General features: G+C 59.3%; 29 protein-coding genes and 1 pseudogene. 15 read left to right on the forward strand and 15 right to left on the reverse strand.

Going from position 1 to position 26209, the window contains the following annotated elements:
* Positions 1–94 precede the first annotated feature (94 nt).
* The 3 genes from ACERJA_RS13050 to ACERJA_RS13060 are packed head-to-tail and all read right to left on the reverse strand — an operon-like array spanning position 95 to position 1223.
* On the reverse strand, positions 95–766 hold the full coding sequence (locus ACERJA_RS13050; RefSeq protein ID WP_373608697.1) for a TrkA family potassium uptake protein: 672 nt from the start codon (positions 764–766) through the stop codon (positions 95–97).
* A 6-nt stretch (positions 767–772) separates the two neighbouring features.
* Positions 773–1078, reverse strand: coding sequence for a hypothetical protein (locus tag ACERJA_RS13055; protein WP_373608698.1), 306 nt, complete (start codon positions 1076–1078; stop codon positions 773–775).
* A 7-nt stretch (positions 1079–1085) separates the two neighbouring features.
* The gene (locus ACERJA_RS13060; protein WP_373608699.1) at positions 1086–1223 is read right to left on the reverse strand and encodes a hypothetical protein; all 138 of its coding nucleotides are present in this window, start codon (positions 1221–1223) and stop codon (positions 1086–1088) included.
* A gap of 232 nt (positions 1224–1455) precedes the next feature.
* Between ACERJA_RS13060 and ACERJA_RS13065 the strand changes: the two genes are divergently transcribed.
* Together ACERJA_RS13065 and ACERJA_RS13070 are read left to right on the forward strand one after the other, a co-directional pair.
* Complete coding sequence (locus ACERJA_RS13065) at positions 1456–2199, forward strand: winged helix-turn-helix transcriptional regulator (protein WP_373608700.1); 744 nt, start codon at positions 1456–1458, stop codon at positions 2197–2199.
* A gap of 168 nt (positions 2200–2367) precedes the next feature.
* Entirely contained in the window at positions 2368–4668 is a 2301-nt protein-coding gene (locus ACERJA_RS13070) for an amino acid permease (protein WP_373608701.1), read from the forward strand.
* A gap of 59 nt (positions 4669–4727) precedes the next feature.
* On the opposite strand, the gene ACERJA_RS13075 is transcribed toward ACERJA_RS13070, so the two are convergent.
* Positions 4728–4946, reverse strand: a complete 219-nt coding sequence (locus ACERJA_RS13075; protein WP_373608702.1) for a hypothetical protein — start codon at positions 4944–4946, stop codon at positions 4728–4730.
* A gap of 204 nt (positions 4947–5150) precedes the next feature.
* Here ACERJA_RS13075 and ACERJA_RS13080 point away from each other — a divergent pair, with 204 nt between their 5' ends.
* A complete protein-coding gene (locus ACERJA_RS13080) occupies positions 5151–6689 on the forward strand; it encodes a TrkH family potassium uptake protein (protein WP_373608703.1) in 1539 nt (512 codons plus the stop codon).
* 340 nt (positions 6690–7029) lie between these two features.
* Here the strand turns inward: ACERJA_RS13080 and ACERJA_RS13085 are convergent, their stop codons facing one another.
* Positions 7030–7287 (reverse strand): HalOD1 output domain-containing protein, encoded by a 258-nt coding sequence (locus ACERJA_RS13085; protein ID WP_373608704.1) that lies wholly within the window; start codon positions 7285–7287, stop codon positions 7030–7032.
* 21 nt (positions 7288–7308) lie between these two features.
* The gene (locus ACERJA_RS13090) at positions 7309–7590 is read right to left on the reverse strand and encodes a hypothetical protein (protein ID WP_373608705.1); all 282 of its coding nucleotides are present in this window, start codon (positions 7588–7590) and stop codon (positions 7309–7311) included.
* Positions 7591–7718: 128 nt separating this feature from the next.
* Here ACERJA_RS13090 and ACERJA_RS13095 point away from each other — a divergent pair, with 128 nt between their 5' ends.
* The 10 genes from ACERJA_RS13095 (at position 7719) to ACERJA_RS13140 (ending at position 14624) form a co-directional block, all read left to right on the forward strand.
* A complete protein-coding gene (locus ACERJA_RS13095; RefSeq protein WP_373608706.1) occupies positions 7719–8324 on the forward strand; it encodes a metal-dependent hydrolase in 606 nt (201 codons plus the stop codon).
* A 197-nt stretch (positions 8325–8521) separates the two neighbouring features.
* Positions 8522–9190, forward strand: a complete 669-nt coding sequence (locus ACERJA_RS13100) for a hypothetical protein (protein ID WP_373608707.1) — start codon at positions 8522–8524, stop codon at positions 9188–9190.
* The gene (locus tag ACERJA_RS13105; protein ID WP_373608708.1) at positions 9187–9816 is read left to right on the forward strand and encodes a hypothetical protein; all 630 of its coding nucleotides are present in this window, start codon (positions 9187–9189) and stop codon (positions 9814–9816) included. Before ACERJA_RS13100 ends, ACERJA_RS13105 begins: the two co-directional genes overlap by 4 nt.
* Positions 9817–10152: 336 nt before the next feature.
* On the forward strand, positions 10153–10587 hold the full coding sequence (gene msrB, locus ACERJA_RS13110) for a peptide-methionine (R)-S-oxide reductase MsrB (RefSeq protein WP_373608710.1): 435 nt from the start codon (positions 10153–10155) through the stop codon (positions 10585–10587).
* Entirely contained in the window at positions 10584–10802 is a 219-nt protein-coding gene (locus ACERJA_RS13115; protein ID WP_373608712.1) for a DUF2892 domain-containing protein, read from the forward strand. Before msrB ends, ACERJA_RS13115 begins: the two co-directional genes overlap by 4 nt.
* A gap of 279 nt (positions 10803–11081) precedes the next feature.
* Positions 11082–11480: an iron-sulfur cluster assembly scaffold protein gene (locus ACERJA_RS13120; protein ID WP_373608713.1), complete on the forward strand. Its 399-nt coding sequence runs from the start codon at positions 11082–11084 to the stop codon at positions 11478–11480.
* Positions 11481–11576: 96 nt separating this feature from the next.
* Positions 11577–12191, forward strand: coding sequence for a methyltransferase domain-containing protein (locus tag ACERJA_RS13125; protein ID WP_373608714.1), 615 nt, complete (start codon positions 11577–11579; stop codon positions 12189–12191).
* A gap of 324 nt (positions 12192–12515) precedes the next feature.
* Positions 12516–13076 (forward strand): TATA-box-binding protein, encoded by a 561-nt coding sequence (locus ACERJA_RS13130; protein ID WP_373608716.1) that lies wholly within the window; start codon positions 12516–12518, stop codon positions 13074–13076.
* 268 nt (positions 13077–13344) lie between these two features.
* The gene (locus tag ACERJA_RS13135) at positions 13345–14349 is read left to right on the forward strand and encodes a ComEC/Rec2 family competence protein (RefSeq protein WP_373608718.1); all 1005 of its coding nucleotides are present in this window, start codon (positions 13345–13347) and stop codon (positions 14347–14349) included.
* Positions 14349–14624: a DUF3006 domain-containing protein gene (locus ACERJA_RS13140; protein ID WP_373608719.1), complete on the forward strand. Its 276-nt coding sequence runs from the start codon at positions 14349–14351 to the stop codon at positions 14622–14624. Before ACERJA_RS13135 ends, ACERJA_RS13140 begins: the two co-directional genes overlap by 1 nt.
* Positions 14625–14813: 189 nt before the next feature.
* Here the strand turns inward: ACERJA_RS13140 and ACERJA_RS13145 are convergent, their stop codons facing one another.
* A complete protein-coding gene (locus ACERJA_RS13145; RefSeq protein WP_373608721.1) occupies positions 14814–15611 on the reverse strand; it encodes a TrmB family transcriptional regulator in 798 nt (265 codons plus the stop codon).
* 143 nt (positions 15612–15754) lie between these two features.
* Between ACERJA_RS13145 and ACERJA_RS13150 the strand changes: the two genes are divergently transcribed.
* A complete protein-coding gene (locus ACERJA_RS13150; protein ID WP_373608722.1) occupies positions 15755–17539 on the forward strand; it encodes a COG1361 S-layer family protein in 1785 nt (594 codons plus the stop codon).
* Between the two features lie 3 nt (positions 17540–17542).
* Entirely contained in the window at positions 17543–19963 is a 2421-nt protein-coding gene (locus tag ACERJA_RS13155; protein WP_373608723.1) for an RND family transporter, read from the forward strand.
* Positions 19964–20514: 551 nt separating this feature from the next.
* On the opposite strand, the gene ACERJA_RS13160 is transcribed toward ACERJA_RS13155, so the two are convergent.
* The 8 genes and pseudogenes from ACERJA_RS13160 to ACERJA_RS13195 form a co-directional block, all read right to left on the reverse strand.
* The gene (locus ACERJA_RS13160; RefSeq protein ID WP_373608724.1) at positions 20515–20934 is read right to left on the reverse strand and encodes a transcriptional regulator; all 420 of its coding nucleotides are present in this window, start codon (positions 20932–20934) and stop codon (positions 20515–20517) included.
* Positions 20918–21232 (reverse strand): DUF6516 family protein, encoded by a 315-nt coding sequence (locus tag ACERJA_RS13165; RefSeq protein WP_373608725.1) that lies wholly within the window; start codon positions 21230–21232, stop codon positions 20918–20920. Before ACERJA_RS13165 ends, ACERJA_RS13160 begins: the two co-directional genes overlap by 17 nt.
* Before the next feature lie 449 nt (positions 21233–21681).
* The gene (locus ACERJA_RS13170; protein WP_373608726.1) at positions 21682–22113 is read right to left on the reverse strand and encodes a Zn-ribbon domain-containing OB-fold protein; all 432 of its coding nucleotides are present in this window, start codon (positions 22111–22113) and stop codon (positions 21682–21684) included.
* A complete protein-coding gene (locus ACERJA_RS13175) occupies positions 22110–23279 on the reverse strand; it encodes a beta-ketoacyl synthase N-terminal-like domain-containing protein (RefSeq protein ID WP_373608727.1) in 1170 nt (389 codons plus the stop codon). Before ACERJA_RS13175 ends, ACERJA_RS13170 begins: the two co-directional genes overlap by 4 nt.
* Before the next feature lie 216 nt (positions 23280–23495).
* On the reverse strand, positions 23496–23732 hold the full coding sequence (locus ACERJA_RS13180) for a hypothetical protein (protein WP_373608728.1): 237 nt from the start codon (positions 23730–23732) through the stop codon (positions 23496–23498).
* Positions 23733–23770: 38 nt separating this feature from the next.
* Positions 23771–24688, reverse strand: a pseudogene (locus ACERJA_RS13185) (RNA-guided endonuclease InsQ/TnpB family protein); the annotation flags it as partial.
* A 48-nt stretch (positions 24689–24736) separates the two neighbouring features.
* Positions 24737–26014: an RNA-guided endonuclease TnpB family protein gene (locus ACERJA_RS13190; protein WP_373608729.1), complete on the reverse strand. Its 1278-nt coding sequence runs from the start codon at positions 26012–26014 to the stop codon at positions 24737–24739.
* Positions 26011–26166, reverse strand: a complete 156-nt coding sequence (locus ACERJA_RS13195; protein WP_373608730.1) for a DUF2080 family transposase-associated protein — start codon at positions 26164–26166, stop codon at positions 26011–26013. The genes ACERJA_RS13190 and ACERJA_RS13195 overlap by 4 nt, the downstream gene beginning before the upstream one ends.
* Between the last annotated feature and the right edge of the window lie 43 nt (positions 26167–26209).

A 26209-nucleotide genomic window follows, 5' to 3' on the forward strand; every position in this document is an offset into this window, starting at 1 on the left:
TTGATGACGGCGACCAGTATCGAGACGAGCAACATCAGAGAGACGACCTGCAGAATTCGGCCGAGATCTCGTCCGACCGCGGGATACCGGACGTTCATGACTGGGCGCCCGTAAACGCCGCAACTGCATCGGCGAGCGCGACGTCGTCGGTAAAGACTGTCACCTGATCGCCCGCCTGGATCGTCGTGTTTCCTTTAGGTGCGCGAATCTCCGCGCCGCGTTTGAGTGCAACGACGAGACAGCCCTCCGGAAGGATCCCGGCCTCGTTCGCCGCCTGGAGGAGCTGGCCGCTCATCGGAGCGTCCTCGTCGACCGTCAACTCGACGAGTTCGGTGTCGTCGTCGAGGTCAATGAAGTCGCTGACACCGGGGTACCGAACCGAGTGATAGAGGTAGTCCGCGATCAGTCGCTGCGGGTTCTCGATGAGCGTGACGCCGATTTTCTCGAAGACGGGCAGGTTCTCGGGATCGTGAACGACGCTCACGAGATTAGGAACGTCGTGTTCCTGGGCGAGCAACATCGCCATGATGTTGACCGCGTCGATGTTCGTCGTCGTGATGACGGCGTCCGCCCGGTCGATGTCGGCGTCTCTGAGTGTGCCGTTTTTGTTCGCGTCGGCGTTGAGCACGAGACAGTCGTACTGCGAGGCAATCTCGTTCGCCCGTTTCTCGTCGCTCTCGATGACGACGACGTCGTTGCCGTCGTTCACTGCGAGGTCGATCAGGTTCGAGCCGATGCTGCCTGCGCCGATGATTACGATATACATTGTAAATTAGTGATCGCTCGAGTCGTCGTCCGACTCGAGTCGCGAGAAGACGACGACCGGCTGTTCGCTTTCGGTGATCAATCTGTACGAATCGTTGCCCGAGAGGAGCCGGTGGAGTCGGCCGCTCGGTCGAGTAGCGAATCCGATCGCCGTTGCCTCGACGTCCCCCGCCGCAGCGAGGATCTGGTCGACGACGTCGGTACCGTATCGGAGTTCGCGCCGAATCGGCGGTCCGTCGGCGAACCGATCCTCGACGATCGTAAAGATCCGTTCCGCTTGCTCCTGAGGCGCCTCGAGCGGCGCTTTGTCCATGTACCCCTCAGTCTTCTCGAACGTGGACGACGGTGACGACCTCGATCGATTCGTCGAGAACCGACTCGAGTGCGTCACACGTGGACCGTGCGTCGTCCTCGTTCGCAACCGGAACGAGGGGATGGGTCATCATGGATTCGCTCATCGAGTATCCCTCACGAGCGGAACCGACTGTTCGTAGCGTTGGTTTTCCAATATTCGTGTTCCACAGATGCCGTTCAGGATCCGAAAACATAGACCTACCTAATCTTCGGATTCAACAATAGCATACTTAAATAGAGTTCTATTCGTCGAGTAGACGGAGTGAATCTCCGATAGACACCAGTAGACGATCGAAAAGGACGATTCTTTCAGTACTGGTGGCCGTACCCACGCGTATGAGCATTCGTCTCGACGACGTGAACAAGCGCATCATTCACGCGCTAATGGGTGACGCGCGGAACACGTCTGCACCGATGATCGCTGAAGAGGTGGGAGTCTCACCCACGACGATTCGGAACCGGATCAACCAGTTAGAGGACGCCGGCGTCATCAGAGGCTACCACGCGAACGTCGATTTCGACGTCGCCGACGAGATGGTCACGACGCTCTACGTGGCGACGGCCCCCATCGAGGAACGCGCACGGCTGGCCCAACAGGCCCGTACGATTACGGGCGTCACCAACGTGCGAGAGTTCGTGGCCGGCCAGGAAAACCTCCACGTGCTCGCCGTCGGGAGCGACGTCGAAGCGATAAACGACGTCGCGCGCGAGCTGACGTCGCTCGGAGCCACCATCGAGGACGAAAAGGTCGCCCGGACGGAACAGTTTCAGTCCTACCACCCCTTCGGTCCCGACGAGACACACCAGCAGTTCTCGGACTATATTAGCCTCGCCGGTGGTAACGAGGTCGTCGAACTCACCGTCGACGATGACGCACCGATCGCCGGTATGACGCTCGAGCGCGCCGGTACGGAGGGACTTCTGGAGGACGGGTTACTCGTCGTCTCGATCGAGCGCGACGATACCGTGTTGACGCCGCAAGGAAAGAGCGAGATTCGGTCCGGCGACATCCTGACGGTCCTCTCTCGAGGCGGGTTTTCGGACAGTATGTTCGACGTTTTCGAATCCGAAAATAGGTAGGATCTGATTTTTGAAGCCTGAATATATTGGTCATATTTTGCTGAAGAGTCAATACACTTATTTCGTGGGAGCGAATCAGGAGCGAGTATATGAGCACCATTTCGGAATCGACACCGCTCGATGCTGATCCGAGCCGTCTGTGCTGGCGTCGACGAGGTGTGATCGGGCGTGTCTGAATCCGATCAGGAACTCGCGCGAGATCTGGGCTTTCTCGAGGCCTACACCCTCGGTCTTGGGACGATGATCGGCGCAGGGATCTTCGTCCTGCCGGGAATTGTCGCCGAGAGCGCGGGCCCCGCGAGCATGATCTCATTCGTGATCGGCGGCATCGTCGCCCTGCTCGCGGCGCTATCACTCTCGGAGCTGGCGACCGGGATGCCGAAAGCCGGCGGGAGCTACTACTACGTGAATCACGCCCTCGGCAGTTTCTTTGGGACGATCGTCGGCTGGGGGATGTGGGCCGGGTTGATGTTCGCGACGGCGTTCTACATGCTCGGCTTCGGACAGTACCTGCTGAATCAGCCGTCGGACGCGTTCACCGTCATCCTCGCGGGCGTGGCGATGGCTGCACTGCTCGTCGGGGTCAACTACCGGGGCGTCAAGGAGACCGGATCGCTGCAGAACGTTATCGTCATTCTGCTCGTCGGCCTCATTACGGTCTTCATCGCCGTCGGACTCACGGGCATCGATACCGATCTACTCTCTCCGTTCGTCCGCGAAGGTGAGGGCTGGCCGGTCGTCGCGGCCACCGCGGGCACGGTGTTCGTGACGTTCATCGGCTTCGAAGTGATCGCGACCAGCGCCGAGGAGATCAAAGATCCGGGGCGCAACCTGCCGCTGTCGATGATCGCGGCCGTCGTCACACCGACGATCCTCTACGTCCTCGTGATGCTCGTCAGTACCGGGACGCTCCCGGTCCCGGAACTGGCCACCTCGGACGTCCCCGTCGCCGACGTCGCCGCCGCGGCGGCCGGTCAGTTCGGCTCGATCGTTTTCGGCGACTACTCCCTCGAATTAGCCACCGTCGGCTCGCTCGTGATGATCACCGGGGCAATTCTGGCGACGATCTCCTCGGCGAACGCGTCGATCCTCTCGGCCGCGCGGGTCAACTTCGCGATGGGACGAGATAAGATCCTCACGAACTGGCTCAACAAGATCCACAACGAGTATCGAACGCCGTACCGCGCGATCCTCGCGACCGGTGCCGTCATCCTCGTTCTCATCGCCAGCCCGCTTCCGATCGACACGCTCGCGGACGTAGCTAGTTTCATGTTCCTGATCACGTACGCGCTCGTCCACGCCGCCGTCGTCGTTCTGCGGCGCGCTGAACCGGACGAGTACAACCCGGATTTCCGGATTCCATCGGTACTGTACCCGGTCGTTCCGGCGCTCGGATTTCTCACCTGCGTCGCAGTCATGCTTCAGATGGCGCTGCCGGTCCAGTTGATCGGTCTCGGGATCATCGTCGTCGGTATCGTCTGGTACCAGTTCTACGCGAAGGACAAGGCGATCTCAACGACCCTGATCGGCGAAGCCGTCGCACCAGCCGAACAGGAGGGCCTCGAGGACGAGGCCTACCGGGTCGTCGTTCCCGTCTCAAACCCCGCGACACAGGGGACGCTCTTGAAATACGCCGCCGCGAGCGCGGCGAGTCGGGACGGGGAGGCCGAACTCGTCGCGATCAACGTGATCGAAGTGCCACCGCAGACCTCGCCCGCACAGATCGAGTTCGAAGAGGAGCGCGTCGAGCGCCAGCGGGAACTGCTCGAGAGCGTCCGCGACGCGGCGGAGGGGCTCGACGTCGCGGTTCGGACGCGCGCAATCGTCGGGCGAAACGCCGGGGAAACGCTTCTCTCGGTCATCGACGAAGAGAGCGCCGACCACATGCTGCTCGGATGGGCCGGCGAACGTCGTCGTCGGGACGTCCTCTTCGGGTCGACGATCGATCCGGTACTCGAGCGTGCGCCGTGTGACGTGACACTGGTCAAGGACCCGAGCGAGTCGCCGGGCAGTATCGTGACGCTCGCCGGCGGCGGTCCGCACGCGTCGACGTCAGCGCGACGAGCGGGCGAACTCAAACGTGCCTTCTCCGAGAGCACGCTGACGCTGTTGAACGTACAGCCTGAACCGGAGGCGGCCAGCGACGAGGACGATGTGCCGATCGATCCGAACGCGGTCGGTCGCGAGATGATCACTGACGTCGCCGAGGAAGCCCAACTCGCGGACGGCGAGTACGAATCTCGAGTCATCGTCGACGACGACGTCCGCGAGACGCTGGTCGACTCTGTCACCGAGTACGACACCATCGTCGTCGGTGCGACGGGGACCAGCACTGTCGCACAGGCACTGTACGGATCGATTCCGCAGCAAATCGTCCGGGAGAGCGATGGGACCGTCGTCATGGCTCGCGGCGAACAGCGAGCACCGCGAACGTTCCGTCAGGCGCTGATACAGCGACTCGAGGGCTAACCCGACGCCAGATCGCTCCCGTAATTATCATCCCGCGACCGCGTGGGTTTCGATGGACATTATGGTGTGCGCGACTGCTGTACCGAGCGTTTGAGAATTCGATTGACAGCCCAGATGACCCAGCCAAAAACGATTACGATGAATGCGCCCATTTCGATACGGACGAACGAACCGTGCCAGATAGCGAGGACGGCCGCCACGAGCGCGATCGACATGACGGTAACGGTAAAGACGTCGAAAAACGTCACCGGACGGCGAACGCTTGGCAGTCGGACCATTTCAACTGGGCATCTCTACGAGACGAACGTATATAGATCGCGGGAGGGTCAGTATGAACGAACGACCGTAGTCAACACACCAATGGAGAGTCGTCTCACCTCGTCTCGCCATCGATCATCCACGATTGCATTCGATTGCAGTACACTGATAAACGACCGACAGCTCTGGATGATCCTGTCGTCGACGGCGTCGGGTGTGACCCCATGAGTGTGCGCGTTGATTGGCGAACAAGCGTCTCCCTCACTGGAACCGTCTGCAAGTATCTCGCCCTCGCACTGCTAGTGCCACTGATCGTCGCCGTCGTCTATCGGGAAGATATCCTCGTCTTCGTCGCTGCCATCGTGATTACCGTCACCATCGGATACCTCCTCGAGCGACTTGATCCGAATCCGGACCTCCAACCCCGAGAAGCACTATTGTTGGTCGCGCTCGTGTGGCTTGCCGTCGCGGTCATCGGCGCAGTTCCGTACCTCATCGCAGGCTACGGCACCGAATCGACGCTTCGACACCCGGTGAACGCACTCTTCGAGTCGATGTCCGGGTTTACGACCACGGGCGCGACCGTCCTCGGCGAGATCTCGACCGATCGCCACTCTCACGCGATCATGATGTGGCGACAGCTCACCCAGTGGCTCGGCGGGATGGGGATCATCGTCCTGATGATCGCGATCCTCCCGGAACTAGCGGTCAACGGGGCACAGCTGATTCGAACCGAAGCGCCGGGGCCGGAACTCCAGAAACTCACGCCGAAAATCGCCGAGACGGCCCGCATCCTCTGGCTCGTCTACTTTGGGTTCACGATCCTCCTCATTGGGATCCTCTACGGACTCCACCTCGTTGGGCTGGCGCCGAACATGCACTTCTACAATGCGGTCGCCCACGGCTTTACGACCCTGCCGACCGGCGGGTTCTCGCCCGAAGCGAACAGTATCGCAGCCTTCGCCGCAGTCGTCCAGTGGGTTATTATTCCCTTCATGGTCATCGCGGGAACGAACTTCGCACTCTTCTGGTACGTCATCCACGGCGAGCCCCGCAAATTCATCCGAAACACCGAATTCCGAGCCTACGCTGGCGCGATTGCCGCCCTGATCGGCGTTCTCGGCGCGCTGCTCTACAGCGGTGCAGCACCGCCACTGGGGCAACTCGGCGGGACGACCGAGGGGACGACCGAACCGGCACTTCGGCAGGCCGCGTTCCAAATCGGCTCCCTGATGAACTCGACAGGATTCGCGACGAGCGACTTCGCCGAGTGGGATACGAGCGCTCAAATTATTCTCCTGTTCGCGATGTTCATCGGCGGGAGCGCCGGTTCGACCGGCGGCGGGATCAAAGTCATCCGCTGGCTGGTCATCTTGAAAGTCGCCCGCCGAGAACTGTTCACTGCCGCCCATCCCGAGGCCGTCAGGCCAATCCGGCTCGGTGGCTACGTCGTCGACGAAGACGTGATCCGCGGTGTCCTCGGATTTACGCTCCTGTATCTGCTCCTCTTCGTCTTCGCGACGGTGTTCATCATGCTCGACTCGGCCCGCGTCGGATACTCACTGTCCATCCTCGAGGCCATCAGCGCGAGCATCGCGACCATCGGGAACATCGGGCCGGGATTCGGGAAACTCGGCCCGTTCGGCAGTTACCTCGAGTTCCCGACGTCCTCGAAACTGCTGATGATCTTCTTGATGTGGGTCGGCCGCCTTGAGATCATTCCGGTGCTCGTGCTGTTTACAGGGGCGTTCTGGAAACGATAACACGCACACACCTGATCGGAATCAGCGACTGTGGTGCATAGGGATACAAATCGCTCCCGTTTCCTCCCTATGGCAAGGAGGAAATGTTGGCGTTCTACGAAGACCTGAATGTCACAGTCGATGTAACGACCGGTTGATACTCATGAGGGGAAATCGCAAATAGTGACATCCTCCGCGCCGTAAACGGAGAGTGATCGGAGATCCCTCAAGCAGTCGGGCAAAGCCCGACGACGGCGCGGCTTCCCGTACCGCAGGTGGGATATTTGCTGGTCTACGACACGACCTGCTCTCTCGTGTGAAACGTCCCGGTTACGGGCTTCGTACTCACGTAATTTCGCGACTAATCCAACGCACCGGCTGGTTCGTCGGCTAAAACATCGACACCATCCGACGTCACAGCAATCCGAATGCCTTCGACAGTGAATCGAACTTCAATATCTCGAGTCGATGAGTCCAGCAACTGTTCAAGTGCTTCGGGATCAACAGTGTCGTAGAGATGGTAGTCGTCACGGTCGAGGCCACACGCTTCCAGCGTCTCGATGATTGCAACGATAAGATCAGTTGATGAGCTATCCTCAGCTCTCGGTGATCGATCCATTTGAACGCTTGAAGGTTCGTGTTAGCGTCGGTTAAAATGCTTGAAGTTACCTCGAGCGGTGTGCGACTTCCTCCTCGCCGTAACTGGCGAGGCGTCCCACGTCACCGCACCGCTGGGTTGGGCTAGTTGCTGGTCTACGACCTGTCGGAATGACTGGCCGATGGCGTTCAGCGAGAGATTTCTCGAGAGTTTGTTCCGTCGACTGTTGATCTCCACCATCGTCCCCGGTAGCTCGGGACGCTCCTGTGGGTTGATCGTGATCAGCCAGCTTCCATCGGGGCCGACGATGTCGTCGGCGTCCATGAAGGCGCATCCGACCAACCGTCTTGTCGCCTCGCCGAGACGACCCATAGATTGGCCAGAGAACAGTTGTAGAAGGACTCTTATGACGTCGTTACGTCGGATTTGTCCAGAGAGGGCTACGGGAGACGATGATGTTGCCAACACACGCTGTAATCGGACTGGCGGTAGCGGCGCCGCTCGTGGTCTTTTACCCCGACCTCGCGCCGGCTGCACTCACGGGTATCCTCGTCGGGAGTCTCGGTCCGGATCTCGATCTGTACGCTGGGCACCGACGGACGCTCCACTACCCGACAGGCTACGCGCTCCTCGCACTCCCGCTGGCTGCCGTCGCGGTAGTGGTTCCAACGACCATGACCGTCGGCGTCACAGCCGCCATCGTCGGTGCAGCTATTCACTGTCAGCTGGATCGATTCGGCGGCGGACTCGAGCTTCGTCCGTGGGAGGGGACATCTGATCGCGCAGTCTACGACCACGTCCGGGGGCGCTGGCGGCGGCCGAAGCGGTGGGTCCGATACGACGGCTCCCCCGAAGATCTCATGCTTCTGTTGAGCATCGGTCTCCCACTGCTCGTCGTTCTCGAGGGTCCGTTTCGCGCTGTCGTCGCCGTCGCACTGGTCGTCGGTGTCGTCTACGTCGGCCTTCGTCGGCGACTGGCGACCGTCGCACCCGTCGTCTTCGGGCACGTTCCCGACCGGCTCGAGGAATATGTCCCGGAGCGGTACCGCACACAGTGACGTTTATTTGAGCACCGACAGTCCGCGCCAGTCTTCTCGCGGTTGTGACGACGTTCGGTGGCATGACGAACCGCAGATGTTTGCGACGGCTCCGCGGCATCGACATTCACCCGCTGAGAAGTGAACAGGTCAGCCAACAGTAACGATTCCGAATGGGTCTGTGGGGTTTATAACGTGGGAGGAACACTGACCATGCCATGCAACGTGAGGGGACTGGAGAGAGAACCAGCGTCACGGACGAGCCGGAAGACGTGCTCGCACGGCTGTTTCGAAGTGGACGGATCAACGCACTCATCTCCTGGGTGCTCGTCGGGGTTCTCTGTTTGGTATTTCTCGAGAGCGTACTCGATTCCGACAGGCTGTGGATACTGTTCGTCGCGGCGACGGCGACCATCGTTCTCGCCCCGCCGGTCGCCTACTGGGACTGGCGGATGATGCTACCGTGGGAACTGCTCGTGGTGGCACTACTCCCAATCCTCGTCCGCGGACTGTTCGGTGGTCAACTCGGGACGTTCGGGTACTATCTCTCGGTTGCTGGGCTAGCATTGCTTCTCATCGCCGAACTCCATATGTTCGCTGTCAGCGACCTTCGACTGACACACTGGGCTACGGTCGTGCTGGTCGTCATGACAACAATGGCGTCCGGCGCGGCGTGGGCGATCGTTCGGTGGAACATGGATCGGCAGTTGGGCACCTCATTCCTGACCGAACCGGGGATATCACAGGACAGCGCGAACGCGGCACTGATGGGTGAGTTCGTTTGGGTTACCCTCGCCGGGCTGGTTGCTGGAATACTCTTTGAGGCGTACTTCAAACGCCGTGGCCGATATCTTCGTCGCCGACTTCGTCAGGTGGTGCGCCGATGACGCTCCTTCCGCGCCCCTCCCTGCGAACCCAGCGGCGACTCACTCGCGGAATGCAGGTGGTACTGGTCGTGATCGTCGGCTACGGCCTCCTCTTCTCGCAGCCGAAGGCGATCGTAAACGGTGCTATCGCGTTACTCATCACGTTCTCCCCGGCACTACTGGAGAAAAACTACAATATCCCGCTGGATCCGTGGTTAGGGCTCTGGATCACGCTTGCTGTCTTCTTGCACACGATGGGATCGGCTGGGCTCTACGCCAGGATCGGCTGGTGGGACCATCTCACCCACGCGATGTCGGCGTCGCTCGTCGCGGGGATCGGCTACACGGCCGTCCGCGCCGTTGACCTCCACAGCGACGAGATTCACATCCCCGACCGATTCGCGTTCGTCTTCATCTTGATCGTCGTGATGGCCTTCGGCGTCGTCTGGGAGCTGTTCGAGTTCGGTCTGGATATCGCCGCAGACGCCACGGGAATTACGATGCCGCTGGCTCAACACGGTCTCGACGATACCGTGCGCGATATGATGTTCAATACGGTTGGTGCAATTCTCGTTGCGACCTTCGGACAGGTCCACCTCTCTGGGGTCGTCGAGAACATTCGAGAGAGCCTGTTGGGGAACGAGTAGGACGACGACCGACTCGTTGGTAGCGTAGCTCCGTTCTACTATCGAACCCAGAGGAACGAAATTACAATTCTATCCCGGTCTCCTCGTTGCAATCTTTCCGTCGTTGATCGCCTTTTCCGTCGGTTTCGGCCTCGAGGAACTAGCCAACTGTCGTTCCGATTCGAACGTCATCGATGTGGCGTATCTCGAGGTCAATCGTGGCAGTACGGAACGGGTAGTGTTCGACGAGAACGCAGTGGATCACTCTGTCGTGCCGGCTGCCGTGCTGTCTGCGGAGAGAGAAACCACCTTTTGTGGACGCACAACGTTCATGCAGTCGACGACCCGCAATTACATATGAGCAAGCGACTCACAGACGACGAGCAACCAAAGACCGACTCCGAATGGCGAAAAGTGCTTTCCGACGAGGAGTACCACGTGCTTCGTGAGGCTGGAACGGAGCCTGCTGGTACGTCTGATCTCCTCCACATCGACGAGAACGGTGTGTTTGAGTGCGCTGGCTGTAGAAGCGATCTGTTTCACACTGACCAGAAATACAAGTCAGGGACGGGCTGGCCGAGCTTCTGGGATCCGATCGACGACGATGCGGTTGTCACCCAGCGCGAGACAGGCCTCCTGGACAGGCGAATCGAGGTCTGCTGTGCTGAGTGTGGAGGACATCTCGGACACGTCTTCAGCGATGGGCCAGAACCGACCGGGAAGCGCTACTGTCTCAACGGCGTTGCGCTTGAGTTCACCGCGACGAATGGCGAAGGGACCACGCAGGAATGAAACGTAATGTCGGACACATCGATGCGATTGTTCGGGTCGTGGGTGGAGTGGCACTGGCAGCCTTCGCTGTACTTGCCGCATTCGGGGTGGTGACCGTGCCAGTCGTCTCGGCACTCGGGCTTGGAATCATCGCGATCGTGTTGATCGTTGAAGGGGTGATGCGGCGATGTTTGTTGTATCGCGTGCTCGGGGTCGATCGCTGCCCGGTCGATTGAGATCAGTGCTGTCGGAGTCTTCCCGTACTCACTGATCGCTGATCGGATCAGCACGGTGGACATCGCCGAAATCAATAGTCCGGGACCGCCCGTGATCAGGCTTGCACCGGCGACACCTTTGAGTCCGAGTCCAGTTGGGATGCCCTCCGTACAGCAGAACCCACTCTGGTTTCTTGCTAGTGGCCTGCCACCGTTCGCCCACGTTCGGGTGCGTGGGAATTCTGACACCATTCTGGCGGTGTCCCGTCCGTTTTTCATTACTCGACACCAGTGGTATGTATGGACAAGACGCTCATCAGGGAGTTGCTCGCTGACCACTCCCAAAATCCCCGGAACTACGGTACGCTCACGGACCCGGATATCGAGCACGAAACTAGCAACCCCCAGTGTGTCGGCCCGACACATCCCGAGGGTGACGAAATAGCGGTGACGGTGAAACTGTCCGACGAGACACCACCGGTCGTCGAAACGGTCCAGTTCACTGGGCGAGGCTGTACACTCTCACAGGCAACGGCATCACTACTCACCGAGCAAATGATCGGGACACCGGTCACCGACATCGTCGAATGGGACAGTGAGACGCTCGAGGACCTGGTTGGAATGGACCTGACGCCATCACGGCTCAGGTGTGCCGAACTGGCACTCGTCGCTTTCCGGAACGCCGTCGAGGACCGCTAGCCGACTGGTACTGGCCGGTCGTCAACCCGAGAACGCTCGGCGTCCGGGTCGGCAGGCACTGAATACTTTGCTCTCTAGGCCCTACCTGAGACCACTGTGTCGAGGGTTCTGTCGGACATCGATCGGCAAAAAATCGATACCAATGACGACACGCAGTTCTACGAGTCGCCCCGGTTTGTCACTCACGCGGACGATGCATTCACGGCTCGGCTGACAACGCTGTACGAATCGGAGATCAGGCCGGGAGATCGTGTATTCGATGCAATGAGTAGCTGGGTCTCGTTTCTCCCGGACGTCCCACTAGAGTGCGTTGTTGGCCACGGACTCAACGAGGCCGAACTCGAAGCAAACGACTGTCTAGACGAGTATTTCCTGCAGGATTTCAATAGCGACCGGACGCTCCCACTCGAGGAGAACTCGTTCGACGTCGTCTGTTGTGCCCTGTCAGTGCAGTATCTGCAGTATCCTGGTGACGTGTTCAGCGAGTTTGGGCGCATCCTCACGTCTGACGGCTCTGCCATAGTGAGTTTCACCAACCGGATGTTCCCGACAAAAGCGATTCGGGCCTGGCAAACCCAATCGATGGACGAACGAGCGGCGCTCGTCGAAGAGTACTTTATCGCTGGTGGATTTGGAGAGACGGACCGAATCGTCGCCCAGCCAGGGACGGACCCATTTTATGCGGTCATCGGTCGACAGCCGCCGGAATGAGCGAACAGCCAGATTGCTCGATTGTGGTCCCCGACCGGTCTTCGAACACTGCGAGCGACTGCCACCAGCATGGAAACAGGAGACCACTCGTTGTATCCGGAGAAAAACGAGCTGTGGATGACGAGAGATATACAGCGCGCCAAGTTACTGACTCAACGTTGCACAGCGATGGTGTATGATCTAAACGCAGGACACAGACGATACCGCTCCCTAGCGGTGGAGGTTTTTTGGTTAAGATAAATCAACCATTAGTGTTGTGGTTCATCGTATTTCAATGGAGAATCACCAGCTACTTCGTAGTTAAACCCAATTTTCTATGTAGGTATGTCCAATTCAAAACACTCTCCTACGGTAGAGAATGTCGTCGCTTCGACTGGGGTCAATCAAGAACTTAACCTCGAATCGGTCGCCGAAGACCTCGACAGAACGGACTACGACCGAGAGAAGTTCCCCGGGGCGGTTTATCGGACACAGAACCCGAAATCCGCCTCGTTGATCTTCCGAACAGGCAAGATCGTCTGTACGGGCACAAAAAGTACTGACGAGGTTTACGAGAGTCTTGATATCGTGTTCGATGAACTCCGTGGTCTGGGTATCGACGTTCCATCGAATCCTGAGATCGTCATCCAAAATATTGTTTCGACTGGCGATTTGGATTGTCCAGTCAATCTGCACGCCACTGCCATTGGCTTCGGTCTCGAAAACATCGAATACGAACCCGAGCAATTCCCGGGTCTGGTCTATCGACTGGACGATCCCGATGTGGTTACCCTCATCTTCGGTAGCGGCAAAGTTGTCGTCACTGGAGCAAAAGAACCGGCGGAAGCGGACCGTGCACTCAATGTTATTTCGTCACGCCTCGATAGACTCAATCTACTAGCCTGACCAATCTTGATTTACGTGCGTTCGTCGGTTGTCGCGGCTGTTCAGATACCGACACTCGGCTTTACCCAGTGGGGAGATTACAATTAGAGTAGTCGAAGGGGCTGACGAAACGCCGTTGAACAGGTATTCCAGAGTGATTGACATCCTCCTCCGCGTGAACGCGGAGGAATCCCGACCGCAGTTGAGATATTGGGGTTTGCAGTCTACAGCCGGTTTCACCTCATGGAATTCCGAATGGTCATGTAGCGGCAACCGAGTCATATAAACGATGAAACGAGTTCTCTTGATTATTCTCGTCGCAGCGATGCTCGTTCTTGCGGGCTGTGCTGATGGGACTGGGACGGATAACGGTGAGCAGACAGTCGAAGGAGAGATCGACGGTGACCTCGAGATCCACCACATCGACGTCGGACAGGCCGACGCGACGCTCCTAATCGAACCCTCTGGTGAGACGATGCTCATCGACTCCGGTGACTGGCCCCAAGCAGGATCCGACGTGATCGAGTACCTCGAGGATCAGGATGTCGATCGAATCGATCATCTCGTCGCAACACACGCGCATGCTGACCACATCGGCGGTCACGATGAAGTCATCGAGCACTACGAAACCGAACGTAACGGCATCGGCACGGCCTACGACTCTGGCGTAGCAACAACAAGCCAGACGTACGAGCGGTACCTCGACGCCATCGAAGACCACGACGTCGAACTTCTGGTCGTCGAAGATGGCGATCACATCGAGTTCGGCGACGCGAACGTCGACGTGCTCAACCCGCCCGAAGGAGACTCGGGTTCCGACATTCACGATAACAGTGTGGCGCTCTCCATCGAGTTCGGTGAGTTCTCCTATCTCACCACCGGCGATGCGGAATCTGGTGCTGAACAGCGAATGGTCGACGAACACGGAGAGCAACTCGAGGCAGATGCCTACCAGGCGGGCCATCACGGTTCGACGACGTCCTCGACCACACCGTTCATGGACCAGGTGACACCAGACGTGGCAATCATCTCGAGTGCGTACGACTCCCAGTATGGGCATCCAAACGACGAGGTTCTCGAGGACTTCGCCGATCGGGATATCGAGACGTACTGGACCGCCGTCCACGGTGACGTCGTGCTCACGACTGACGGGAACGATGTCGAACTCGAGACAGAACACGAGTTCTCGACTGATGCTGCGGATCTTCTTGAGGAGAAACCAGCTGACGATGACGACACACAAGCGTCGATCACCCACCCGATTGACGTGCCTACAGCACCACTAGTGGGCTAATGACCGAAACCTACACCGCGACACTCGACCGGATCGTCGACGGACAAACAGCGGTGCTCTTGCTCGAGGAAGGCGGTGAGACTGTCGAACAGTTCGACGTCGACGTAACGAAACTACCACCAGAGGGGCAGCACGAAGGGGCAGTTCTCGAGATCGTTGTTGAAGCAAGCGAACTCTGTGAAGCCGAATATCTTTCTGAAGTCACACAGTCTCGCAAGGAGTCCGCACAGGAGCGCCTCGATCGGCTGTCGACGAAATTATCTGAGCGAGACTGATTCGTTGCGATAGTTAACGAGGAGATTTTCGAGGAAAGCCCGCAGTTTGAAATCTTGATGATGATCATCGTCGTCGCCGTCGGCCGGCCCGGAACCCGCGGCATGCTCCAGGCGACGTTCGGAATCTGAGACCGACACATTTGCCGCCGGCAGCCGATTTTGCCAGCGTCCACAGCGAGACTAAGAACGCTACTCCTCGAGGCTCCAGGGCGTTCCCTGTTCCCAGAGTTCATCGAAGCTTTTCGCGAGCGTGCGAGCCGTTTCGTCGTCCCGAAAGTTGACGACCGCGAGGAGTTCTTCTCCCGACATTGGATTCACAACTTCGAGGCAGACTTCGTCGTCGTCGAGGATAATAAACCGCTGGTGTGGAACGTGGTCCGTCTTCCGGACGGTCATTCCGGCGTCGATCAGACGGCTAATTCGATCGGCTGCGTGATCGAGATCGACGCCGAGCAGACGGACGGAAACCCCGGCATCGAGTAACTCCTGAAGCCGACTCACGAACTCGCTTTTGAACTCCGGACTCACGTCGACGGTGTTTGCAGCGATCCTGATCGTTTCGTCCGTGGCAGCGAACCGCTCGAGGAGGAGTTTTCGTGCTGCGTCTTCGTGAACTGCACTCGTCGCAAACCCGCCGGGTTGTTCGCCGTTAGTGATCGCCGCCAGCGCATCCGTTGCGGTCGCTGCCGTCTGTTCGTACGCCGACCGCTGTGTCTCGAGTTCGTCGATGCGTTTGTCGAGAAGTTGCTCGACGGCCTCGTCGGGTTCGACGTAGACGTAGGTACGCGGTCTGCCATCGTCCGCTCTGGCGAGGTCACGGTCGACAAGCGAGTTCAGAACGTCGTAGACACGGCCACGTGGGACGTCTGATTCTTCAGCAACTTCGTCTGCACTCATCGACCCGTACTGTGCAAGTACGACGTAGGCCTTGGCTTCGTAACTCGAGAGACCGAGTTCCGTGAGTAACTCGGCGTGATCATCGTCCATACCGTTCCTTCCGAAGTATGAAACAACAACCTTGTGGTTTGTAATAGGAAGATTGATATATGTACTACAGAAATCCCTATTCAATGAGAAGAAACAACCTCGTTTCGGTTTTAATTGTGCTATTGGTGCTTGTGAGCTCTCCAATGGCCGTTTCAGCCTCCAGCACACCAGATTTTGACGTATATGTCCCGGAGAACATCGTCGAACCGGGCGAAGAAACGACGCTCGAACTCGAGATTCGCAACGGTGCGTCGGTCGAGGAAGGTGGCGACGATGTGGGTGAGACGCCGACGACCGAGGCACGGGACGTGACTGTGACTCTCGACGGCGGTGATGGACCGGTCAACGTCAAATCAAACGAGACGCCGATGCGGACGATGTCGGCGCAGTCGATGTCTTCGGAGACGTTCACCGTCGCCGTCGACGAGGATGCCCAGGCCGGGAGCTACGACGTCGACGTGGAAATCGAGTACACCTACACGAGCTCGAGTGGGAGCGAACGATCGACCACCGATACCGAGACGATCGAAGTCGTCGTCGAGGATCAGGCTCGGTTCGACGCCGAGACGGTCTCCTCCGATCTCGTCGTCGGCGAGCGGGGTGTGGTCGAATTCGATCTGACGAACATCGGTGTCGAAAACGCGAGCAATGCGGTTGTCCAGTTCTCTTCGCCCGATCAGAACGTCCAGACGATCGATCCGACGGTCGAGGAGTCGGAGCTCCAGACGGCGGGCAGCGAGGAGTACGTCGGTGACTGGGGTATCAACGAGACGGTGACTGCCAAAGCGGCGATGGAAGTGGACAACGATGCCCTCGCACGGACGTATCCAGTGTCAGTACAGGTCCAGTTCCAGGACGAAAACGGAACTGATCGGACCGCCCGGTCGACCCGCGTTGGCGTTCCGACGTCTCACGAACAGACGTTCAATTTCGAAAACGTCTCGAGTTCTCTCTATGTCGGCGAGGACGGCGCTGTCAAAGGCGAACTCTACAACGAGGGGCCACATCCAGTCGACGGAGTAGTACTCGTCGTCGACGACGGTGACGACCAATTCATTCCGACGGTCAGTGATGGGATCGGATCCGGTTCGAATGTCTATCCAAGGGAAACCCAATACGCTGTTGGTACGCTCAAGCCCGGCGAGTCGACGCCGTTCGAGTTCCGAATCGGCGTCGGCAGTGAGGCGGAGCCAGGGCCGCGCATAATGGAAGTCGACGTGCGGTATCAAAATACCCACGGCGATATCCAGATGATCGGGGACCCGCTTGACATCACACTCGATGTCGAACCCGAGCGCGACGAGTTCGACATCGAACCGGTCGAGACAACGTTCGAGCCCGGTGAAAACAACGAGATCGAGCTCGTCATCACCAACGAGAAAGACGAGACCCTGACCGACATCGAAGCGAAGCCGTTTACCAACGCTCCGCTCGATAGCGGCGACGACGAGGGATTCGTCCCCGTCCTCGAACCCGGCGAGTCTGCGTCGATGGTCTTCGACGTCTCTGTCGACGACGACGCCGCTTCACAGACGTACCCGCTCCGAATGGACTTTCGGTACGACGACGAGCGATCGAATTCACAGCTGACTGATACGTACCGGATCCCGATCGATGTCGAGCAGGACGACAGCAGGAGCATCTCCGTAGTGGCTCTCGCCATACTGTTCGGCTCGATCAGCGTGATCGCCGTCGTCGCGTGGCGCTTCCAGGATAAACTGCCGCTACCGTCCTCACTCGCGACCGTGCTGAACCGCGAGAGCGAGACACAGGAAGATCCAGATCAGCGTTCAACGGCGACGAGCCCCGACGACGAGCACACTCCCGATCCGCCATCCGACGACGGAGAGAGTGTCCTGGAGTTCGACGAGGGGTCCGATGGTGCTGAGACGACACAATCGCAATCGAAACGCGACACCGAGCACTGACCGATGGGATCGGAACCGGCGTTCATTCAGCGGACCATCGAGATCATCAACGGCTGGGTTACCGACCGGTCTCGGACGGTCATTCTCGTGTTTTTATTGACGACTGCGTTGTTCGCTGGCGGGCTCACCAGCATCGAGGTGGACGAAGGCGTCGATATCTTCGCACAGGGTGTTCCAGCCTACGAGGCCCAGGGAGCGATCGAAGAGGAGTTCCAACCGCCGTTCGATGAGACCGAACCGACCACACAGGTCATCCAGCGCAGCGAGAACGTCCTCACTGGCGACGCACTGGTTCGGATGCTCGAGTTCCAGCAGTATCTCGAGGCACACGAGGAGTATCGAGTGGAAGAAACGTCAAGCATCGCTGAAGCGGTCGCCCGATCGATCGATCCAACCGCGACGACTCGGGACGAACAGATCCGCACGCTCGAGGGGAGTTCCGACGCGACGGTGCGGGAGACGATTCGGGATCTGGGAGACGAGCCATCGTTTGCCGCTTCGTTGAGCGATGACTTCAGTGCGAATGAACCGGCCGCCTCGGCGACGATTGCGATCGCCGTCCATGACGGCGCTGTCGACGAGTCCGAGGTTCAGTTCCGGATGCAGGACGCTGCTGCGTCGATGCACGGTGAGTTCGTCGTATTCGGCGGCGGTGTCCTCGATACGGAGTTTCAGAACGTCATCGAAGATTCCCTCGATATCATCGTCCCCGTCGTTATCGTGTTGATTCTCGTCTTTTTGATCACGGCGTATCGCGACCCTTTCGATCTGGTTCTCGGACTGGTTGCGCTCATCATGTCGATCATATGGACGTTCGGCTTTACGGGGTATGCTGGCGTTCCGTTTACGCTCATGATGATCGCGGTCCCGCCGTTGTTGCTCGCGGTCGGGATCGACTTTGGTATTCACGCTGTCAATCGCTATCGAGAGGAACGCGTCACGGGAGCGGGGATCACCGATTCGATGAGAGTTGCCGCTGCACAGTTGCTCATTGCGTTTTTCATCGTCACCGGAACGACCGTCATCGGGTTCGGGGCGAACATGGCAAACGACCTCGAACCGATTCAGGACTTCGCGCTCGTCGCCAGCGTCGGAATCGTCTTTACGTTCATTGTCTTCAGCATCTTCCTTCCGGCGGCGAAAGTCGAAATCGATCGACTTCGACAAACGTACGGCCTCCCCTCGTTCAGTACGGAGCCCCTTGGCTCCGAGGATTCGGCACTTGGCCGGGTGCTCGTCGCCGGTGCCAAGCTGGGTGATCGTCGCCCGGTCGCGATCCTCCTTGCTGCACTACTGATAACTGGGGGTGCCGGAGCGTACGCGACGACCGTCGATACCACGTTCGAAGAGGAGGATTTCCTCCCGCCCGAGGAGTTGCCAGCCTACGTCGAAGCCGCACCCGGACCAATGGCTCCCTCTGAGTACACGACCACGGCATCACTCAACTTCCTCGAAGAGACGTTCGAGAGCGGCGCAGACGACGAAGTGACGATCTACGTGGAAGGGCCATTATCCGAAGACCACGCGTTGGAGTCAGTTCACCGCGCCGGGACGGATCCGCCGTCGACGGTCGTCACCGACGGCGCGACTGCAGAGAGCGAGAGTATCGTTGATGTCATGCACGACCACGCCGAGACCGATCCCGAGTTCGCTCGAGTGCTTGCAGCGAACGACGTCAGCGGCAACGGTGTCCCGGACCACAACGTCGGCTACGTCCTCGATCGATTGCTCGAGTCGGACTCTCGGGAGGCAGCCCTCGAGTACATCACCGAGGACAAACGCAGTATGCGCGTTATCTACACCGTCGAGTCCGATGCGACTCAGGCGGAGATCTCCGCGGATGCAGAAGAGTTAGCGGCGGACTATCGCCTCGATACGACACCAACGGGCGATATCGTCGTCTTCCACGAAATTTCGACGTTGATCTTCGAATCTGCACTGGTGAGCCTCGCTATTGCCCTCGTACTCACGGCGTTGTTCTTGATGCTCCTCTACCATCTCCTCGAGGGACGGGCGTCGTTAGGTATCGCAAACCTCATTCCCATCGTCGTCACCGTTGCCCTCCTCGGCGGAACGATGCCGGTGCTCGATATTCCGTTAAACGCACTGACGGGGACGGTGCTCTCGATCACGATCGGTGTCGGTGTCGCCTACTCGGTCCACGTTACGCATCGGTTCATCGACGAGTACAATGAGTGCCAGGACGGCTACGAGTCGCTTGTCATTACGCTTCAGGGAACGGGCGGCGCACTCACTGGATCGATGCTCACGACACTCGGCGGATCCGGGTCGCTCGTGCTGGCGATCACGCCTGCGCTCGGCCAGTTCGGCGTCCTGATGGTCATCAGCGTCTTCTACTCGTATCTCATGGCGATCGCGGTGCTGCCGGCGACGCTGATACTCTGGGAGCGACTGCTCGGCTAGGCTGCCACTCTTGGGGAGTGGTGTACGCCATTGCCGGAGCAGGCCGAGTACCGTATGGTCGATCGACAGATCGCTGGCGTCCGTACTGGCGAGAGAGTGTCGCTCTCTCGAACCGCTTGCCCTCGAGCGACCCAACCGATGGGAGCGGCAACGAGTCCGATAGCAACGGCGACAGCGACGAACCGAAGGAGAAAGCGACTGTCGAAGAAGACCTCGGTCGGATGAACGAACTGTCTCATTCACACAATCCACTGGATCCTGCGCATGGGTCGAGGACGGGTGGGAGTTTCGTGGCGGCGGCGAGGAGAATCTGAACGCGAGTTTGCTTACTCACGCCCACATCGATCACTACTGAACGCTCGCCGGAAATGTTCACAGATCAGCAAGGCGGATGCCACGGGGTCGTACGGATATCGAAGATTTCCGTGACTGAGCGACGCGGAGCTTCGCGATGTCCGCGAAACCGTCGGTTTCGCGTGATGACGAGACGCTTCGCGTCTCGAACCACGTGACCCCAAGGCTGTTGACGCAACGAGTCGGTCGACACTCGGTCATGCGTTCGCTTCGTCTCGAGCCACGTCCGGAGCGTGCAGCGGGAGATCCACTTCGAGAGAGTCGTACCAGACAGTTGGGCGCTTGCGTCGCCCGTCCTGCTCGAAGTGGATTAGATGGAGTGATTCGAGTTCCTCGAGGTTTGTGTGGACCTGACGGACATCCCGATCGACGAGCCGCGCTGCCTCGCGAATACTCTCTGGTTCGCGTTGCACAATCGTCCGAAGTAATTCCACGTTCTTCGGACGGGTGACGCGATGGATATCGTCTGGATCGTCGAAAATCACCTCGAAATGCGGGTCTGGTGTCTCACCGCGGTCGAGCGCTCGAAGGGCATCTCGTAGGCCATCTTCATCACCGCTCTGGAATCGGATGTACATTGTTCGATCGTCGTCAGTTTGGTTACCAGTGTTCTCCATGATTACGCACCTCTTGTTTGAATCGTTCGTAGAGCGCTTCGAGACCGCTGAAATCGATGTCTTTTGTTTCACCGTTCGGCAGATGTTTGTGGTGGGGTGCTGCCCCGGGATGGTCCGGAAAGTTGTCGTATCGGATGATGGTTTTGCCGTCGGTGGTACCATACTGCATCGAATATTTTATTTCGTCGGGATACCGGTCAAATGGCGGAACTGCCCACGCCTGCACTTCAGCATACGTTTCGCCGAAGTCCTTCGTCACTTCGATGAGTAAGTTAGCGCCCTCATCATCGTCTGCCATCAGTTGTTGTTACGGTCCACAACATAGTAAGTGATGTGGTTGAGAAAAACAAAGGGACCAAGGGTTGTCACAAATGAGCCTGTTGGATCGACCAATCGAGACAGTACGCGTAGTCAGCAACATCGCTCAGCGTATGAGGAACCGCGATCGGTGACATCATCCCCAGGACGATTGATTCAGTCTTGCTCCAGCGCACCACGCTGAGTCGGCGACTCGTATACACGCGAGGGCAACATGATCGTTGCCCGTATCCCGGTCGGCTCGTTATCAGCCACCGTCAGCGACCCGTCAATCTGTGACGCCGCCCAGCGTACGTGATGAGCGACCAGATTCAGAGCCGCCGACGCCGGTTTAGCCCAATATCAGGTATAAAGCCAGCTTGAGAAAACAGCGGGTCGTTGAGTTACTCAGCCGACCACTGACATCCGGCGTGGAGTCGGGCCTGACCCTCACCGCGGCTCGAAGACATGGACCGGCCAGTCGGTCTCGTAGTCGAGCGCGATCTCCCGCTCTGCGGCCGTCGGCTCGTGTACCGTGAGTTCGACCGAGTCACCGATGGCGACATCGGCGTAGTCGGCGGCCACGCGCCCAAGGAGGCGGCCACCGTCTGCGAGTTCCACGACGGCGACCGTGTAGGGCGCATCCGCCGCGAACGCCGGCGGCGGCGTGTGGACTTCCGTGTACGAGAAGACCTCGCCCTCACGCGACTGCGGTTCGACGTCGACGGCGCGACTGCCACAGGCGTAGCAGGCCGGCCGCGGCGGCAACAGTACCTGCCCACAGTCCGCACAGACTCCACCCAGAAGTTCACCGTTCGCAAGGGCGTCGAAGAAGCCCGGAAGTGTCCGCGGGTCGGTCGCATCGAGGTCACCGTCAGTCATGGTGCCTCCGCCGTCGTGAGCACGTGGCCAACGGTGACGGCGTCCGCGACGCCTCCCTCGTTGAGCAACAAGGCCGTCTCGGCCCCTTCGACCGCGCGGTCGCCTGCGGCCCCCGTGAGCTGTTCGTAGGCCTCGAGCGCCTGCAAGAGCCCGGTCGCGCCGATGGGGTGGCCGCGGGCCTTCAGCCCGCCGCTCGGACTCAACTGCACGTCCGTCCAGCCGTCTGCCCGCTCGGCTGGCGCCTGGTAGCTCTGATAGCCCATTCCCTCGGGGGCGAAGCCGGCGGCCTCCGCGAGCAGCGCCTCGCAGACGGTGAAGGCGTCGTGGACTTCCGCGATATCGATGGCCGCGGCGTCGATGCCCGCTTCCTCGTAGGCCGTCTCGGCGGCGATGCGAGCGCCCGCAATGTCGGTCATGTCCCGCTCGGCGACCGCGATGTTATTCGCGGAGGCCCCGCTGCCCGCGACGCGAACCTGCGGGCGGTCGAGGTCGGCCGCCAGCTCAGCGGTCGTCACGAGGACGGCCGCGGCGCCGTCACCGACCGGCGCACAGTCGAAGAGTTTCAGCGGCGGGGCGATGGGGTCAGATTCCAGAACTGTCGCCACGTCGATCTCTTTCGGAAACTGTGCCCGAGGATTGCGAGCGGCGTTGGCGTGGTTTTTTACTGCGATCTCCGCAAGGTCGTGTTCCGTGGCGTCCGTCTCGTGGAGGTAACGCTTGGCGAGCAGTGCGTACTGGCTGGGTGCGGTGATGCCGGAGCGCTGTTCGATGGCACGGTCAAACGCCGCCGACAGCGCGTCCGTCGCGCCGCTGGTGCCCGCGGACGTCATCTTCTCGACGCCGCACGCGAGCACGGCCTCGTGTTCCCCGTTGCGGACGTCCTTGACCGCATGGCGCAACGCGAGCGCGCCCGCAGCGGCACACCCCTCGACCCGCTCGGCGGGAACGTGACGGAGGCCGGCCCACTCGGCCAAAAGCGTCCCGTACATGATCTGGTGTTCGTAGCTCTCTGACTGGTTGCCGACGTACACCGCCTCGACGAGGTCGGCAGGGTCAGGCAGTTCGTCGAACGCCTCCACGAGGGCGACCGAGAACAGGTCGCGGCCTGGGAGGTCCGTGCGGCCGAGCGGCGAGGCGCCGACCGACGCGATGACTGGCTCTGGCATGCGTATCTATTACAGTCTTAACCATCATTGTTAATTGTTCGCATCCCTGCATTGGCTGAGCCATCGAATCATGAACCACCTCGGGGTCACGTGGTTCGAGACGCGAAGCGTCTCGTCATCAAGCGAAACCGACGGTTTCGCGGACATCGCGAAGCTCCGCGTCGCTCAGTCACGGAAATCTTCGATTTCCGTACGACCCCGAGGCACTCGCCTTGCTCATCTGTAGAAGAAGCCAAGCAAGATGAAGAACCCGAAGAGTGGATCCGGAAGTGCCGAACGAAGGAATGGCAGGGTAGCTAGCACGGTCAGTAATGACGAGAGCAACAGCACATACGAAGCGAGTTCGACAGCTCCTTGGGCGAGTGCACCCGCCGGTGCGGACCGCTCGCGAGCGGTGCGAACGGTCCGCAACGACAGTTCGACGGCCGTTAGACAGGGATTGACATCCTCCACGCCGTAAACGACGTGGAATCCCGACCGCCGTTGGGATATTACGGTTTACAGTCCACGACCTGTTCTCGCGGGGCGAAACGACCCTCGTTACGATCGAACAGATGGACTGAAGGCTGTGCCAACCAGCTGTTACTCCTATCCTCAGAAGGACTCGGAGTTACTTTTCGGCGGATGTTCTCCGCACCGTTCACGTCCGCGTTCGCCACCGTCTCACACTCCTCGCAAACGTACAACCCGCGTTCAACACGCTGGTTGCCGTCCTTCGTTCCGCAGGCGGAACACGTCTTTGAGGTATCGCGTTCGGACTCAACCGTTAGGTCAATACCTTCGGCTTCCGCTTTGTAGTCGAGTATCGACGTCAAGCGGTCAAACGCCCACCCGTGAAGGTCGATATTTCCGTGTTTGCCCCAGTTGCGGGACTCGCCGTTATCGTCGTCTCGGATACCGCCGAGGTCACCGATGATGATCGTCCCGACACCCCTCTCGACGCACTCCGAAACGATGTGTTTTGAGAGGGTATGCAAGAAGTGGGTTCGGCGTTCCGTGCGCTTCCGGTCCAAGCGAAGCCGCTCGTTCGACCGACTGTCGTCGCACTTCGCTTTTTTCCGTCCGAAGTAGTATTCGTCCTCTTTCAGCGCGTTGCCGGGGAAGAGGAGTGATTCACCGCCGAACGAAAGCGCGGCAACGTTCGAGATGCCGAGGTCGATCCCGGCAGTTTCGTCTCCCGGTGGATCGGGATCAATCGACTGTCGGCAGACGAAGTGGAGTCGCCACTCGTCGTACTTGTGGACGGCCCGAACCTGTTGGATGTCCCACTCGGAGAGGTCTACGTCGGGACATAGCTCGTACTCGCACAGCACGAAGTCCGAGCGGTGTTCCTTCAGGTTGCGTCCTTTCGAGAGGCGAACGCGGGTGAACTGTGCATCCTGCTTGAAGCCAGCCGTCTTGAACGACACGTATCTCTGTGAACCGCCTCGGGGTCAAGCCCCGAGGCTTCCCGTGGATTAATCGGACACTCCCATCTGACCATCGGCCTGATAGCCTCGGGCAGTCGGGTGGGTCACGGTCGGGGCGTCCACGGCCCCCGATGCCTGCCGTCGCACCTTCCTCACGGTGGGAAGGCTGTTGAGAGCAGGCACATTCCAATCTTGATGCTTCTCGATGCCTTTGACGGCTATGTTGACGCTTGCACTACGGTCGCTATGGTCTTGATGCCCACAGTCCCGGCACTTGAACCGCTTCTTGTTGCGGTTTGCACGCTCCGTATGTTCGCACATCGGACACCGCTGGCTGGTATATTCTGGATTAATCCAGCCAGTCGGGATGCCCTCGAACGACGCCTTGTACGACGTGTAATATTGGAGGGCGCGGAACGGGAGGTGGTGCAAGCGACGGTTCATTCGCGTGCCGTAGTCGATACTCTCGCGCATCTCTTTGAGGTCTTCAAAGACGATGCACGGCTTCTCGAACTGACGGCACCACTCCACGATATGCCGAGACACCTTGTGGAGCCGATCACAGACGAACCGTTCCTCCCGTCCTTCGAGCGTGTCGTGAATGCTGTTCTTCCCCGCGTTCTGGACACGCTTTCGCATCGTGAAGTAGCGGTGACGCTCGAACTTAATTTCGGGGAAGTCGATGACCAGCGTGTCCTCAACTCCGTCTTCGGAGAGCGCGGTGAGAGCCACGTTGTCCTCGTTCACGTCCACACCGACCACCGTCCGTGAGTCCTGCTTGTCTCGAACGGTCTGTTCGGTGTTGGTGACGTTGACGTGCAACTCGGCGGTGTCGTTGTGGAACAGGGCTTCTGCCGTCCCGATGTTCCACTCGTCACTTTCGAGTGCGGTCTTGAGAATGTCGAGGTGGGTGTCGCTCCCTTTGAGAACGCCTTTGACGTGCTTGTACGGCTTCGCACTAATGCGGAACGCCACGTCGCCGTCATGAGTGAGCGACAGGTTGTACCCTTCCTCGTAGTTCGCACGAAGCGGGTACGTGCCGTCCTTGGTGTGGCTCGGCACGCCGAAGTCCTCGTACTCGTGGTAATTCTCCATTGCCCCGAGGGCCTTCGATACGACTCGCTGGGTCGTGTTCTTCACGAGATCGGTTTCGTCGGCCACTCGATCAGGGATCGCATTCCAGTCTACGCCTTCTTTTGCCAGTCGGATCGTCTCGTTGTACGCTGACCGGGCTTCAAGCGTGGCCTCGTACAACAGACCCTCGTTGTCACTCAGGATGTCGAGTTGGAAGTCCAGCGTCTTGACGAGGGACTGTGAGTCGGTCATTCGTCGTCTTGTTCGGTGGGTTCTGAGGTGCGGACGACTTTCACGTCAGCCCCACGCCAGCGTTTGGGAACGGTGACGTGGGCGCTGTTCCCGAACGGCTTGACCTCACCGTCGAGGATTTCCTCGCCCTCAATTTCAAAGCGATTCACCATACAGGTGTATATCCTTTGGATATACTTAACTGTGTCGATGGCG

The sequence above is a fragment of the Natronorubrum sp. A-ect3 genome (genome assembly GCF_041821125.1).
GTDB classification, from domain to species: Archaea; Halobacteriota; Halobacteria; order Halobacteriales; family Natrialbaceae; genus Natronorubrum; species Natronorubrum bangense.

Excerpts from the sequence above, each read along its gene's own strand:
- ACERJA_RS13155 (WP_373608723.1), top strand. The coding sequence starts at position 17,543 with ATGGGATCGGAACCGGCGTTCATTCAGCGGACCATCGAGATCATCAAC.
- ACERJA_RS13105 (WP_373608708.1), top strand. The coding sequence starts at position 9,187 with ATGACGCTCCTTCCGCGCCCCTCCCTGCGAACCCAGCGGCGACTCACT.
- ACERJA_RS13075 (WP_373608702.1), bottom strand. The coding sequence starts at position 4,946 with ATGGTCCGACTGCCAAGCGTTCGCCGTCCGGTGACGTTTTTCGACGTC.
- ACERJA_RS13150 (WP_373608722.1), top strand. The coding sequence starts at position 15,755 with ATGGCCGTTTCAGCCTCCAGCACACCAGATTTTGACGTATATGTCCCG.
- ACERJA_RS13165 (WP_373608725.1), bottom strand. The coding sequence starts at position 21,232 with ATGGCAGACGATGATGAGGGCGCTAACTTACTCATCGAAGTGACGAAG.
- ACERJA_RS13050 (WP_373608697.1), bottom strand. The coding sequence starts at position 766 with ATGTATATCGTAATCATCGGCGCAGGCAGCATCGGCTCGAACCTGATC.
- ACERJA_RS13130 (WP_373608716.1), top strand. The coding sequence starts at position 12,516 with ATGTCCAATTCAAAACACTCTCCTACGGTAGAGAATGTCGTCGCTTCG.
- ACERJA_RS13170 (WP_373608726.1), bottom strand. The coding sequence starts at position 22,113 with ATGACTGACGGTGACCTCGATGCGACCGACCCGCGGACACTTCCGGGC.
- ACERJA_RS13135 (WP_373608718.1), top strand. The coding sequence starts at position 13,345 with ATGAAACGAGTTCTCTTGATTATTCTCGTCGCAGCGATGCTCGTTCTT.
- ACERJA_RS13090 (WP_373608705.1), bottom strand. The coding sequence starts at position 7,590 with ATGGACGCCGACGACATCGTCGGCCCCGATGGAAGCTGGCTGATCACG.
- ACERJA_RS13055 (WP_373608698.1), bottom strand. The coding sequence starts at position 1,078 with ATGGACAAAGCGCCGCTCGAGGCGCCTCAGGAGCAAGCGGAACGGATC.
- msrB (WP_373608710.1), top strand. The coding sequence starts at position 10,153 with ATGAGCAAGCGACTCACAGACGACGAGCAACCAAAGACCGACTCCGAA.
- ACERJA_RS13060 (WP_373608699.1), bottom strand. The coding sequence starts at position 1,223 with ATGAGCGAATCCATGATGACCCATCCCCTCGTTCCGGTTGCGAACGAG.
- ACERJA_RS13115 (WP_373608712.1), top strand. The coding sequence starts at position 10,584 with ATGAAACGTAATGTCGGACACATCGATGCGATTGTTCGGGTCGTGGGT.
- ACERJA_RS13195 (WP_373608730.1), bottom strand. The coding sequence starts at position 26,166 with ATGGTGAATCGCTTTGAAATTGAGGGCGAGGAAATCCTCGACGGTGAG.
- ACERJA_RS13160 (WP_373608724.1), bottom strand. The coding sequence starts at position 20,934 with ATGGAGAACACTGGTAACCAAACTGACGACGATCGAACAATGTACATC.
- ACERJA_RS13175 (WP_373608727.1), bottom strand. The coding sequence starts at position 23,279 with ATGCCAGAGCCAGTCATCGCGTCGGTCGGCGCCTCGCCGCTCGGCCGC.
- ACERJA_RS13065 (WP_373608700.1), top strand. The coding sequence starts at position 1,456 with ATGAGCATTCGTCTCGACGACGTGAACAAGCGCATCATTCACGCGCTA.
- ACERJA_RS13190 (WP_373608729.1), bottom strand. The coding sequence starts at position 26,014 with ATGACCGACTCACAGTCCCTCGTCAAGACGCTGGACTTCCAACTCGAC.
- ACERJA_RS13120 (WP_373608713.1), top strand. The coding sequence starts at position 11,082 with ATGGACAAGACGCTCATCAGGGAGTTGCTCGCTGACCACTCCCAAAAT.
- ACERJA_RS13145 (WP_373608721.1), bottom strand. The coding sequence starts at position 15,611 with ATGGACGATGATCACGCCGAGTTACTCACGGAACTCGGTCTCTCGAGT.
- ACERJA_RS13085 (WP_373608704.1), bottom strand. The coding sequence starts at position 7,287 with ATGGATCGATCACCGAGAGCTGAGGATAGCTCATCAACTGATCTTATC.
- ACERJA_RS13100 (WP_373608707.1), top strand. The coding sequence starts at position 8,522 with ATGCAACGTGAGGGGACTGGAGAGAGAACCAGCGTCACGGACGAGCCG.
- ACERJA_RS13095 (WP_373608706.1), top strand. The coding sequence starts at position 7,719 with ATGATGTTGCCAACACACGCTGTAATCGGACTGGCGGTAGCGGCGCCG.
- ACERJA_RS13080 (WP_373608703.1), top strand. The coding sequence starts at position 5,151 with ATGAGTGTGCGCGTTGATTGGCGAACAAGCGTCTCCCTCACTGGAACC.
- ACERJA_RS13140 (WP_373608719.1), top strand. The coding sequence starts at position 14,349 with ATGACCGAAACCTACACCGCGACACTCGACCGGATCGTCGACGGACAA.